Annotated in this window: 13 protein-coding genes; 9 read left to right on the forward strand and 4 right to left on the reverse strand. The window is 66.3% G+C overall.

The features are described 5' to 3' along the window. Window positions 1-66 precede the first annotated feature (66 nt). Together TEP_RS07865 and TEP_RS07870 are read right to left on the reverse strand one after the other, a co-directional pair. Window positions 67-1,020, reverse strand: coding sequence for an AraC family transcriptional regulator (locus TEP_RS07865; protein ID WP_132824860.1), 954 nt, complete (start codon window positions 1,018-1,020; stop codon window positions 67-69). A gap of 91 nt (window positions 1,021-1,111) precedes the next feature. Continuing rightward, window positions 1,112-1,444: a hypothetical protein gene (locus TEP_RS07870; protein WP_132824861.1), complete on the reverse strand. Its 333-nt coding sequence runs from the start codon at window positions 1,442-1,444 to the stop codon at window positions 1,112-1,114. A gap of 128 nt (window positions 1,445-1,572) precedes the next feature. Here TEP_RS07870 and TEP_RS07875 point away from each other — a divergent pair, with 128 nt between their 5' ends. The 7 genes from TEP_RS07875 to TEP_RS07905 all read left to right on the forward strand — a co-directional run bounded on the left by TEP_RS07875 (window position 1,573) and on the right by TEP_RS07905 (window position 9,354). Further along, window positions 1,573-2,331, forward strand: coding sequence for an SDR family NAD(P)-dependent oxidoreductase (locus TEP_RS07875; RefSeq protein WP_132824862.1), 759 nt, complete (start codon window positions 1,573-1,575; stop codon window positions 2,329-2,331). A gap of 132 nt (window positions 2,332-2,463) precedes the next feature. Beyond that, a complete protein-coding gene (locus TEP_RS07880) occupies window positions 2,464-2,913 on the forward strand; it encodes an MgtC/SapB family protein (RefSeq protein ID WP_032975262.1) in 450 nt (149 codons plus the stop codon). A gap of 177 nt (window positions 2,914-3,090) precedes the next feature. After that, a complete protein-coding gene (lldP, locus tag TEP_RS07885; RefSeq protein ID WP_080148555.1) occupies window positions 3,091-4,749 on the forward strand; it encodes an L-lactate permease in 1,659 nt (552 codons plus the stop codon). 53 nt (window positions 4,750-4,802) lie between these two features. Further along, a complete protein-coding gene (gene lldR / locus TEP_RS07890; RefSeq protein ID WP_132824863.1) occupies window positions 4,803-5,567 on the forward strand; it encodes a transcriptional regulator LldR in 765 nt (254 codons plus the stop codon). A 4-nt stretch (window positions 5,568-5,571) separates the two neighbouring features. After that, window positions 5,572-6,711: an FMN-dependent L-lactate dehydrogenase LldD gene (lldD, locus tag TEP_RS07895; RefSeq protein WP_033831370.1), complete on the forward strand. Its 1,140-nt coding sequence runs from the start codon at window positions 5,572-5,574 to the stop codon at window positions 6,709-6,711. Beyond that, on the forward strand, window positions 6,708-8,414 hold the full coding sequence (dld, locus tag TEP_RS07900; protein ID WP_132824864.1) for a D-lactate dehydrogenase: 1,707 nt from the start codon (window positions 6,708-6,710) through the stop codon (window positions 8,412-8,414). Before lldD ends, dld begins: the two co-directional genes overlap by 4 nt. Window positions 8,415-8,496: 82 nt before the next feature. Further along, entirely contained in the window at window positions 8,497-9,354 is an 858-nt protein-coding gene (locus tag TEP_RS07905; RefSeq protein ID WP_132824865.1) for a hypothetical protein, read from the forward strand. A gap of 49 nt (window positions 9,355-9,403) precedes the next feature. Here the strand turns inward: TEP_RS07905 and TEP_RS07910 are convergent, their stop codons facing one another. After that, complete coding sequence (locus TEP_RS07910) at window positions 9,404-9,697, reverse strand: hypothetical protein (protein WP_025878511.1); 294 nt, start codon at window positions 9,695-9,697, stop codon at window positions 9,404-9,406. A gap of 168 nt (window positions 9,698-9,865) precedes the next feature. Between TEP_RS07910 and TEP_RS07915 the strand changes: the two genes are divergently transcribed. Continuing rightward, on the forward strand, window positions 9,866-10,528 hold the full coding sequence (locus tag TEP_RS07915) for a decarboxylase (RefSeq protein WP_132824866.1): 663 nt from the start codon (window positions 9,866-9,868) through the stop codon (window positions 10,526-10,528). 68 nt (window positions 10,529-10,596) lie between these two features. Continuing rightward, window positions 10,597-11,370, forward strand: a complete 774-nt coding sequence (locus TEP_RS07920; protein WP_240790652.1) for a CDP-diacylglycerol diphosphatase — start codon at window positions 10,597-10,599, stop codon at window positions 11,368-11,370. Here TEP_RS07920 and TEP_RS07925 read toward each other — a convergent pair. Continuing rightward, window positions 11,367-11,972 carry a GNAT family protein gene (locus TEP_RS07925; RefSeq protein WP_132824868.1) on the reverse strand — a complete coding sequence of 202 codons (606 nt, stop codon included), beginning with the start codon at window positions 11,970-11,972 and terminating at the stop codon, window positions 11,367-11,369. The two genes, TEP_RS07920 and TEP_RS07925, sit on opposite strands and share 4 nt — an antisense overlap. Window positions 11,973-12,186 lie beyond the last annotated feature (214 nt).

The following is a 12,186-nucleotide window of genomic DNA, read 5'->3' on the forward strand; positions in this document are numbered from 1 at the left end:
GGGCGGGCAACCCGGTGGTGTGAAAGCGTGTCGACCAAGGTCGACACCTATCAGAGCAGATGCGCTTCAACCAACCTTCGAAGGGCCGGTGCGCCAGCGGCTGGGCACCAGCCCGAAGCGCTTGCGGAATGCGGCAGCGAAGTTGCTGGGATGCCGATAGCCGGTTTCCGCAGCCGCCTGTTCCACGCTCCAGCCGGATTCGCGAAGGCCCTGCTCGGCATGTCGCATGCGTTGTTCGTGCAGGTAGTCGAACACCGAGCAGCCATACGCCTGGACGAAATGCCGGCGCAGTGCGCTGGGGCTCATGCAGGCCAGTTGGGCAAGTTCCAGCAGGCTGTGCGCATGGCCAGGGTCGTCGTGCAGGAACGTCCGTACGCGTTCCAGCCGCGCCCGCTGGCCACTGCGCAGCGCACGCGCACCTTCGGCGTGCAGATCATCGGCCTGCAGGCCGGTGGACAGCAACTGCAGGGCAATGCCCTCGCGCCACAGCGCGTCGAGGCCGTCCTGCCAGGGGCTGTCGAACAGCTGCGCGAGAGGCGGCAGCATCGCGTGCGGAATCGCCCAGTGCCTGCATTCCATGTGTGAACCCAATGCCCGCTGCAATTGCGGTTGCCGCAGCAGGTCCGGGTCCAGATCGGCTGGCACCATCAGGCTGATGCCACGCAGGCGCATATTGCCGGGATGGACGCCGACCATGGCCACATGGTCGCGGTGGCTGGTGGTCACTGCGGTGCCTGCGCGCAGGCTGAAGCCACTGCGGTTGGGGACCTGCACGTCGACCTGGCCCTGCAGCATCACGCGGATGACCAGGCCGGGCCGTTCGTGCGCTGTGGCGGTGTAGGCGATGCGGTTGTGCACATCCGATGCGAGCAGGCTCATGCCGCCGCGCAGGGTCTGTTCGTGCAGGTCGCCGTGACCGGCCCACTGTTCTTCGCGCAGGTGGCTTGGATCGGCACGGTAGTCATAGCCGTGTCGCTGGCCAAAACGGCGGTAATCGGCAAACGTGAAATATCGGGACATCGCTCGGCGCTCAACCATGGATGATGGGTGCCGGCGACGATGTGCCCGCACGTTCCATCGTGCACCTGCAGCGCGGATCGGTCCTGCGCTTTCAGAGTTGGAAATAGATTCCTGTCATTTTCTCCAATGCCAGCCCGAATGCGATATCCAACGGGTCAATCGATTGGCATTTACGGCCAAGTTGAAGATCGCGCAGCAATGCGCGTGCGTACTGCAACTGCTCGGGACGGGTGATCGCTTCGTCTTCGTAGTGGTCAAAGAGCAGGCCGAACCGCGTATTGAGGGTAGTGAGGAAGCCGCTGTCGAACAGAAGATCGACCGTGTCATCGCTGAGCATCACTTCGTACAGGTCGCCAGGCAGGCAGGAATCGGTATCCAGCCGCCGTTCGGCATCGGCAGAAAGTGGAACGCAGGCTGTACGCATGGGAGCTCAGGTGGCGGGCATGCGCGCAAGTATCACGCATGCAGCGCTTTCGTCACGAAGAAGGGCGTAGTGTCGGTGAGGTCGGACGGTTATGTCCGCATCGATATCCCAACAGATGGAGACCAGAGATGATTGATTACCGACTCAACGGAAAAACCGCGATCGTCACCGGCGGTGTGTCCGGTATCGGCCTGGCGGTAGCGGAAACGCTCGCTGCATCGGGTGCGCGCATTTCGGTGTGGGACCTGAAGCAGGATGCGGTGGATGCCACGGTGGCCATGCTGCGCAGCCACGGTGCCGAGGCCATCGGTGTCGCGTTGGATGTCACCGACGAGGCGGCCGTGGAAGCGGCGGTGCAGCGCACGGTGAAGGAACTGGGCGGCGTGCATGTTGCAGTGAATAACGCCGGCATCGGCGGACCAGCGGCAAGCAGCGGCGACTATCCCATCGATGGCTGGAAGCGCGTGGTCGATGTGAACCTGACCAGCGTGTTCCTGTGCCAGCGGGCGCAGATCCAGGCGATGCGCACGGCGGGCAGCGGCGGCAGCATCATCAACATGGCCTCCATCCTGGGCCAGGTCGGGTATGCCGGTTCGACCGCCTACGCGGCGGCCAAGCACGGCGTGGTCGGCCTGACCCAGACGGCTGCATGGGAGCACGCTGCCGATGGCATCCGCATCAATGCGGTGGGCCCGGGCTTCATCAACACGCCGTTGCTGGAAAAGATGGACGCCAAAGTGCGTGCCACCCTGGAAGGCCGGCATGCACTCAAGCGCTTGGGAACGCCGCAGGAAGTGGCCGCGCTGGTCGCCTGGCTGGCCAGCGACGATGCCTCGTTCGCGACTGGTGCCTACTACGCCATCGACGGTGGTTATCTGGCGCAGTAGTGCCGGCCGCTGGCCGGCAACTCCCGTTGCAGGGAACAAGGCGGCATCGCCCGGTGAAGAGGGCGTGCCATCGCCTTCACCCCCGTCCCACGGCCGCCGGGCAACGCTCCGGGAAACTTCCGGAGCCTCCCCATGGAACTTACCCAGGACATGTCCATTCTGCTGCGCGTGGCCGCCGCCATGGTCTTTGGCGGCGTGCTGGGCGTTGAACGTGAGATGGGCAAGCACGCTGCCGGCCTGCGCACGCACATGCTGATTGCCGGTGCCGCTGCGCTGATCGTCGGCCTCGGTGATTCGGTGGCCGAACACTTCCAGCAGGAACGCTACCGCGATCTGTTGCAGGTCGACCCGGTGCGATTGATCGAAGCGGTGGTGGCCTGCGTGGGCTTCGTTGCCGCCGGCACCATCCTGCGCGGCAATCGCGAAGACCAGGTCAGCGGGCTCACCACGGCCAGTTCGCTGGTGATGGCCGCGGCCATCGGTATTGCCGTGGGCATCGGCAAGTACGTGATCGCGCTCGGTGTCAGCGTGCTGTGCGTGCTGGTGCTGGCGTTGATACGGCGGGTGGAGAAGAAGCTGTAATCTCTAAATGGTACTACCAATAATTCCGTATAGCCCTATGGTCTAATAGGCTGTCGGCAGGATTGGAGGTTCAATTCGCGCCTGTGGTCCGATTGCTGGTCAATGCGGTACGACCAATATATGACGGGCCCGACGCCCCCACCCGGTGGGGAACCTCCTGTTCCTGTCGAGAGCCCTATGCAGCCCTGGCAACACGTGTACGACCCCGCCGGCAACCTGTGGTTGTCGAGCCTGATCGCGCTGCTGCCGATCGCCTTCTTCTTCATCGCCCTGGCCGTGCTGCGCATGAAAGGCTGGATCGCCGGCACCATCACGGTGGCCATCGCGCTTGCCGTGGCGCTGCTGTTCTATCGCATGCCGGTGGCGCAGGCGCTGGGCGCGGCCGGCTTCGGCTTCGTCTATGGCCTGTGGCCGATCGCCTGGATCATCATCGGCGCGGTGTTCCTGTACAAGGTTTCGGTCAAGACCGGCCAGTTCGACATCATCCGTGCCTCGATCCTGTCGGTCACCGAGGACCAGCGATTGCAGATGCTGATGGTCGGCTTTGCCTTTGGCGCCTTCCTGGAAGGTGCAGCCGGGTTTGGTGCGCCGGTGGCAATCACCGCCGCGCTGCTGGTCGGGCTGGGCTTCAAGCCGCTGTATGCGGCCGGCCTGTGCCTGATCGTCAACACCGCGCCAGTAGCGTTCGGCGCAATGGGCATCCCGATCATCGTGGCAGGGCAGGTGACCGGCCTGGATGCCTTCGAGATCGGCCAGATGGCCGGCCGCCAGCTGCCGTTCCTGACTGTCATCGTGCTGTTCTGGATCATGGCGATCATGGACGGCTGGCGCGGCGTCAAGGAAACCTGGCCGGCGGTGCTGGTGGCCGGCGGTTCGTTCGCCATCGCCCAGTACCTGACCTCCAACTTCATCGGCCCGGAACTGCCGGACATCACCGCCTCGCTGGCGTCGCTGGTCTGCCTGACCCTGTTCCTGCGCCGCTGGAAGCCGGTACGGATCTTCCGCTTCGATACCGAAACCAGCGCTGAGGCGGCCGCACAGGCAATGGAGGCGCCGCGCCACAGCGTCGGCCAGATCGCCAAGGCGTGGTCGCCGTTCCTGATCCTCACTGCGATGGTCACCGTGTGGAGCATCAAGCCGTTCAAGTCGCTGTTCGCAGCCGGTGGCCCGCTTGAAGGCTGGGTGCTGAAGATTCCGGTGCCGGGCCTGGACCAGATGGTGCAGAAGATGCCGCCGATCGTCGATGCGCCGCTGAGCTATGAGGCGGTGTACAAGTTCGACTGGTTCTCGGCCACGGGTACCTCGATCATCCTTGCCGCGATCATTGCGATCATCGCCCTGCGCATGCCGGCGCGCTCGGCGCTGCAGACCTTCGCTGAAACCGTGCGCGAACTGCGCATGCCGATCTTTTCGATCGGCATGGTGCTGGCGTTCGCCTTCATCGCCAACTATTCGGGCCTGTCGGCAACGCTGGCGCTGGCACTGGCGCACACCGGCAAGGCGTTCCCGTTCTTCTCGCCGTTCCTGGGCTGGCTGGGCGTGTTCCTGACCGGTTCGGATACCTCGTCCAATGCACTGTTCTCGGCGCTGCAGGCGACCACCGCCCAGCAGATCGGCGTGTCCGACGTGCTGCTGGTAGCGGCAAACACCACCGGCGGCGTCACCGGCAAGATGATCTCGCCGCAGTCCATTGCCATTGCCTGCGCGGCGGTGGGCCTGGCCGGCAAGGAGTCGGACCTGTTCCGCTTCACCGTCAAGCACAGCCTGATCTTCACCACGATGGTCGGCCTGATCACCCTGGCCCAGGCCTACTGGTTGACCTGGATGATCCCCTGAGCCATGCAGTACAGGCCGACCAACAGCGGCGTGCTTCGGGCCACAATGGCGCCATGAGCACACAACGGGTTTCGGACAAGGTGGCCGCGCAGCTGCGTGCGCTGGTGCAGGAACAGCAGTTGCAGCCGGGCGACAGGCTGCCGGCCGAGCGCACGCTGGCCGTTCAGCTGGGGGTCTCGCGCACCGCGCTGCGCGAGGCCATCGCGCAGTTGTCCAGCCAGGGCCTGCTGACCGCACGCGTCGGTGGCGGCACCTACGTGGCCGAGCCGGCGGCGCGCGCGCGGCAGGCGCTGGATGAGCCGCTGGCGCCGTACCTGCCGTTGTTCCAGGGCGATCCGGAATACCGCTTCGATGTGCTGGAAATCCGCCACGCGCTGGAAGGCGCCACGGCCTGGCACGCCGCGCTGCGCGCCACCGACGAGGACCGCGCGCGCATCGCCCAGGCGTTCCAGACCATGATGGATGCGCATGGCAAGGACGACCCCGCTGGTGAGGCGCAGGCCGATGCGGCCTTCCACCTGTCCATCGCCGAGGCCTCGCACAACCTGGTATTGCTGCAGGTGATGCGCGGCCTGTTCGAACTGCTGCAGACCAATATCTCGCAGAGCCGCGAAAAGCTATACACCTCGGCCAGGACCTTCTCGCCGCTGTCCGACCAGCATCGCGAAATGATGGATGCGGTGCTGGCCGGCGACCCCGAACGCGCGCGCGCCGCCGCGCATGCCCACCTCGAGTTCGTGCACACCACGCTGCGCACCCTCGATGACAACGAAGCCCGGCGTGCGCGGGCTTCGCGTCTACCTTCCCCACACGGTTGACCCCATGATCATCTCCGCCTCCACCGATTACCGTGCCGCAGCCGAACGCCGGCTGCCGCCGTTCCTGTTCCACTACATCGATGGTGGCGCGTATGCCGAGCACACGCTGAAGCGCAACGTGTCCGATCTGTCCGACATCGCGCTGCGCCAGCGCGTCCTGCGCAACATGTCCGACCTGAGCCTGGAAACAGAGCTGTTCGGCGAGAAACTGGCGATGCCGGTGGCACTGGCACCGGTTGGCCTGACCGGCATGTATGCCCGTCGCGGCGAAGTGCAGGCCGCGCGTGCAGCCGACAGCCGCGGCATTCCGTTCACGCTTTCCACGGTGTCGGTGTGCCCGATCGAAGAAGTCGCCCCGGCGATCCAGCGCCCGATGTGGTTCCAGCTGTACGTGCTGCGCGATCGCGGTTTCATGCGCAATGCGCTGGAGCGCGCGCAGGCGGCCGGTGTAACCACCCTGGTATTCACTGTCGACATGCCGGTGCCGGGCGCGCGCTATCGCGACGCACACTCGGGCATGAGTGGTCCGAACGCTGCAATGCGCCGCATCGGCCAGGCCATCACCCATCCGCGCTGGGCGTGGGACGTGGGCCTGCGCGGACGCCCGCATGACCTCGGCAACATCTCCACCTACCGTGGCAACCCAACGGGCCTGGAGGACTACATCGGCTGGCTGGGCAGCAACTTCGATCCGTCCATTTCGTGGAAGGACCTGGAGTGGATCCGTGAGTTCTGGAAAGGCCCGATGGTGATCAAGGGCATCCTCGACCCGGACGATGCGCGTGATGCGGTCGCGTTCGGCGCCGATGGCATCGTGGTCTCCAACCATGGCGGCCGCCAGCTCGATGGCGTGCTGTCCACCGCACGGGCGTTGCCGGCCATCGCCGACGCCGTACAGGGTGACCTGAAGATCCTCGCCGATTCGGGCATCCGCACCGGCCTGGACGTGGTGCGGATGCTGGCGCTGGGCGCCGACACCGTGCTGCTGGGCCGCGCGTTCGTCTACGCTCTTGCCGCGCAGGGCGAGGCCGGCGTGGCCAACCTGCTGGACCTGATCGCCAAGGAAATGCGCGTGGCGATGACCCTGACCGGCGCGCATCGCATTGCCGACATCGGCCGTGATTCGCTGGTGCGCCTGCCATGAGTGATCGCGATACGGTGCTGGAACAGTTGCGTGCCGCGGTGGGGGACCGCCACGTACTGACCGACGACAAGGCCACCCGTCGCTTCCGTCGCGGCTATCGCTTCGGTGACGGCCCGGTATTGGCGGTGGTGCGCCCGGGCACGCTGCTGGAACTGTGGCGTGTGTTGCAGGCGGCGGTGCAGGGCGGGGCAGCCATCATCCTGCAGGCGGCCAATACCGGCCTGACCGGTGGCTCGACCCCGGACGGCGATGACTACGGCCGGCCGATCGTGCTGGTCAGCACCCTGCGCCTGACCGGCATCCAGCTGTTGAATGAAGGCCGCCAGGTGTTGTGCCTGCCCGGCGCAACGCTGGACCGGCTGGAGCAGACGCTGGCGCCGCTGGGCCGCGAGCCGCACTCGGTGATCGGCTCATCGTGCATCGGCGCCTCGGTGCTGGGCGGCATCTGCAACAACTCCGGTGGCGCGCTGGTGCGCCGTGGCCCGGCCTATACCGAACTGGCGCTGTATGCGCAGGTCGACGCGCGGGGTGAACTGCAACTGGTCAACCATCTGGGCATCGCGCTGGGCGATACGCCTGAGCAGATCCTGCAACGCCTGCAGAGCGGTGACTACAGCGCTGCCGATGTCAGCGACGGTGATGGCCGTGCCGCCTCCGATCCGCGCTACGCTGAGGAAGTGCGCAAGGTCGATGCCGATACCCCGGCACGCTTCAACGCCGACCCCAGCCGCCATTTCGAGGCGGCCGGATCTGCCGGCAAGCTGGCGGTGTTCGCCGTGCGCCTGGATACCTTCGAGAAGGAGGCCGCCGAGGTCTTCTATATCGGCAGCAACCGCACCGACAGCCTGACCGCGATCCGCCGCCAGCTGCTGACCGGCTTCGAGCGCCTGCCCATCGCCGGCGAGTACATTCACCGTGATGCGTATGACATCGGCGAGCGCTACGGCAAGGACAGTTTCCTGCTGATCGACAAGCTCGGTACCGCGCGCGTTCCGGCCGCATTCGCACTGAAGAGCCGGGTTGATGGCTGGTTCGAACGGCTGGGCCTGCGCGGCGTCACCGACCGGATGATGCAGGCGCTGACCGGCCTGCTGCCCTCGCACCTGCCCAAGCGCATGGGCGAGTTCCGCCAGCGTTACGAGCATCATCTGCTGCTGAAGGTGTCCGCACAGGATGCGGCTGCCACCGAGGCCTGGCTGCGCGGCTTCTTCAACGACCACGAAGGCGGCTACTTCCATTGCACCGCGGACGAAGGACGCAAGGCCTTCCTGCATCGTTTCGCGGTGGCCGGTGCGGCGGTGCGCTACCGCGAAGTGCATCGCCGGCAGGTGCAGGACATCGTCGCGCTGGACATCGCGCTGCGCCGCGATGACGCCGACTGGTTCGAGCAGCTGCCGGCCGATATCGATGGGCGCCTGCTGCACAAGCTGTACTACGGTCATTTCCTGTGCCATGTGTTCCACCAGGACTACATCGCGCGCAAGGGTGAAGATCCGATGGCCATCGAGCATGCGATGTGGGCGTTGCTGGACCAGCGCGGCGCGGAATACCCGGCCGAGCACAACGTCGGCCACCTGTATCCGGCCAAGCCGGCGCTGGCCGGCTTCTACCGCACGCTGGACCCGAGCAATACCTTCAACCCCGGCATCGGCCAGACGTCGAAGGCGAGAGGCTGGGGCAGCTGCGACTGCGACGGGCATTGAGCCGCAACGTGGCGCCTGCGCTACCATCGGCCCCTCGCAAGGACGTGCCGGTGCGCACAGGATGATCATGGTTTCCACGCGCATGGCTTACGCGCTGCTGTCTGTACTGCTGCTGGCATCGTCGTTGCCTGCAGCGGCGGACGTTGCGCCCGTTCAACGGGACGCGGCAGGCAACCGGCTGGAGACGCTGCTGCTGCAGGGCGGGCAGGGACCGGACGGCCCGGAGCGCTACTGCACTGCTGATGGCCAGTGGTGCGTGCAGGCGCTGCCTTCAGCGGGCGAAGACCAGCCGGCCTCGCTGGAAGTTGCCGAGCGCGCGGATGCTGAAGGCGAGCCGCAGATGCGCTACGTGCCCATCGACGTGGTTGACGATGGCGACCTGCGGGTCTGGCCCTTCATCGTGCGCCTGGCTCCCGGCGCCGGGGCAGGCCAGGCCGTGGCCGATCCACAACAGGCCGCATTGCAGAACGTGCTCGTCGGCGGTCTGGTGGAGGCCCGTGCGATGTATTCCGGCGGCGGTGCCAGCGCATCGACCCTGCACCTGGCGCGCATCCGTCATCTCGACGATGGCATCCAGGTGGACGCTGACGTGCTGTCCGTTGCGTGGTCGGCCAACAAGATGATCCGGGCCTGTTTCAGCGAGCGCGATTTTGATCAGCGCGCCGGCGCCTGCCATGACGAGTACAGCTTCGATGCGGAACTTGCGCTGGCAGCCGAAGCGCGGGACATGCCCGTACTGCGCTACCGGACCGGGGCCACCAACTATCCGGCCGGGGTATCACCGCAGCGGGACTCGCTGGCCAAAGGGCGGTTGACGAAGAAGGACCTGCGCACCGAACAGGATGCGCAATGCAGCTACACGCGCACCTTCCGCTTCACGTCAGGGGCGTACCAGCCGGACCAGCCGCTGCCGGAGTGCTCGGCCTACACCGAGCCCTGAACCATGGAGCCGGGCGCAAGCCCGGCTCTGCGCAACCGCCGTGACGCGCTTACTCGCAGCGGGTGGCGGTGATGATGTTGTCCTTGTCCACGAACACGCGCAGGCGGTCCTGGCGGATGTCCTTGGTGGTGATGGTGGCCGGGCCGATGGGGTTGACCATGCCGGCGCCGCTTTCGCTGGACAGGCGGCGGATGTTCGGCTCGTTGGCCGGCTGGCCGATGGCCCAGCCCAGCTGGCTGGCATCGCAGCGGCCACTGCCCTTGACCTCCGGGCCGGGAGTGCTGACACAGGCCGACAGCAACAAGGCCGAGGCGGGCAGCAACAGAGTCAGGCGGATGGTCATGCGGGCGCTCCTGCGCAGGGGATTGGCGGCACGATAGCACTGACCGCGCGAAACCCGGCAGCGTTCGGGTCATTGCCCGCGCGGCCGCCGCACTGCATAGTGGCCGGCGTTGCCGGCAACGTGCCGGCGGGCAGGCCGGGCCACTCCGGTGCAGGTGTTGGGTCCGGTATGAGGTCAGGCAGTTTCCGTGGCAGGCAGAACGCAGTGAAGGCGATGGCAGTACTGTCGTTGCTCTGCATGGCAGTGGCAGCCATGGCTGCCGAACCGGCGCCAGCGCCCGCGGCCGAAGCGCCGGTATTTGGTGGCTGGCGCAACCTGCAGACCGAAGCCGGTTACCAGCCGGCACAGCGCAACCTGGCGTTCGCGATGCTGCCACAGGCCGCAACCCGTGGTGATCGCTTCGCGATCCTCGACCGCGAAGGCAAGCGCACGGTGTGCTGCCTGCAGGTGGCCAGTGAGTCGCTGGGTGTTGCCGCGCTGCGCGAGCAGTACCACCTGCCGCAGGCCGGGGTGACCGATCTGAGCAACGGCCGCAGCCCCGCGCGCCCGTATCTGCCGCATGTCTACGCGATGCAGCGGGTGGATGAACTGGCCGATTATGGTTTCGCCGATGTTGCCGGCGCCTACAGCGACCTGGGCGGGCTGCTGCTGCCCGACGCTGCCGCCTTGGCTGCCGATGGCACTGAAGTGCGCGTGGGCGAGGGCCATTATCGCCTGCAGTTCCACCGCCAGCCGCTGGCCGATGATGACGGCGCATTGGACCGGTACACCCTGCAGGTGCTGCCTGCCGGCGCCCCGGTCGTGGTTGAAGTGCCGTTCGGCACCTACTGATTGCCACATCCCACTGGCTAGAATGGCGCGCGGCGCTGCCTGCGCGCCTGATCCTGCGAGTTGTTGCCGTGCGACTTCTGTTGCTGCCCCTCCTGTTGCTGGCCGGTTGTGCCAGCGTGCCCCCCGCGCCGCCGCCGGCCCATTCGGATGCGCTGTGGCGCCTGATCGAACGCGATTGCCAGGGCGCACAGTCGCCACGCGGCGATTGCCTGCAGGTGCGCCCAGCCGTTGATCACCGCGACGTGCTGGTCAAGGACGCGCACGGCCGCTATCAGTTCCTGCTGATGCCACTGGACAAGGTCAGTGGCATCGAGAGTCCCGCGTTGTATCGGCGCGGGGCACCCAATTACTTTGCTGCCGCCTGGCAGGCCCGCACTCGCACCGAGCAGGCACTTGGCCAGCGGTTGCCGCGCAGCGTCGCCAGCCTGGCATTGAACTCGCCGCATGGACGTTCGCAGCACCAGCTGCACATCCACGTCGATTGCCTGCGCGCCGACGTGCTGCGGGCGCTGGAAGACAATCGCGCGGCCCTCGGCACGCAGTGGGCACCGCTGCCGGTACGGCTGCGCGGCCATCAATACCAGGCGCGGTTGCTGCCGGGCGAGGCGTTGACTGCCAATCCCCTCAACCTGCTGGCCTATGGCCTGAGCGGTGTGGACAGGGTTGGCCAATGGAGCCTGCTGGTGGCGGGGCACGAGGACGTGCATGGCGCGCCGGGTTTCATCCTGCTGGCCACGCAGCTGGATCCCGGCAGCGACAACGATGCCAGCGCCGAGGAGCTGCAGGACCATGCCTGCAGCGTGTTGACCGGCGCGGATGCTTCGCTGGAGCGGGTGCGCTAGTTCTCTGCTGACTGCCGTTGCCGCCAGACAGGGGCTGTCAGGGCGTAGAGCTGGCGGTCCTGCCAGCCTTCGACATCCAGGTGGTGGTCGCGCAGCAGGCCTTCGCGCTCGAAGCCGATCGCCTGCAGGGTAGCGACCAGCGCGCTGCCTGCATCGGGCGGCAGCAGTACGAACAGGCGACGGATCCCCACCTGTTCGAACAGGAACGTGCACAGCGCCTGCAACGAAGCGGGCAGCTGCCGCCGCTGGGGACAGCCTGCGGCATGCAGCCAACGCAGTTCAACGCTGCGCGCATGCGCGCAATGCAGGCGCAGGTTCAACTGGTCCAGCAACTCACCCGCTGCGTCGAAGCTGCCCAGCAGCAGCTGATCGTTGTCGTGTTGCAGCTGCGAACGCTGCACACCGCAGAGGAAATGGGCTTCGGCATCGAAATGGTCAGGCGGGTTGCCGCTGCGTTCGACCTGACGATAGTGGTGACGCCAGGCGGAAAGGTCTGAACGCTGCAACGGGCGCAGCACCACAGGCCCGTGCTGGAGCAGCAGGAGATGGCGGCGCAGCACCGGTCGCAGCGGTGGCAGGGAAGTAGGGAAATACCGGTTCATGGCGTGCGACGATGCCGCATGCCGGCGAGGGGGAACAATGAAAGAAGTTGCAAATGCGGTGCGGTCGCGGCCTGCGGTCTGATTCGGTTCAGGCATAACGCCATCAAGCCTGGTCATTTCCGTTGCAACCATCCGTTCAGGACACTTTCGTTACGGGATCGTTATGCGCGCACCGTCGCCAGCGCCCCGGACCACCCGCCCAACTCCCCCAGGA

Source organism: Stenotrophomonas sp. TEPEL, from assembly GCF_004348785.1.
Lineage (GTDB): Bacteria > Pseudomonadota > Gammaproteobacteria > Xanthomonadales > Xanthomonadaceae > Stenotrophomonas > Stenotrophomonas indicatrix.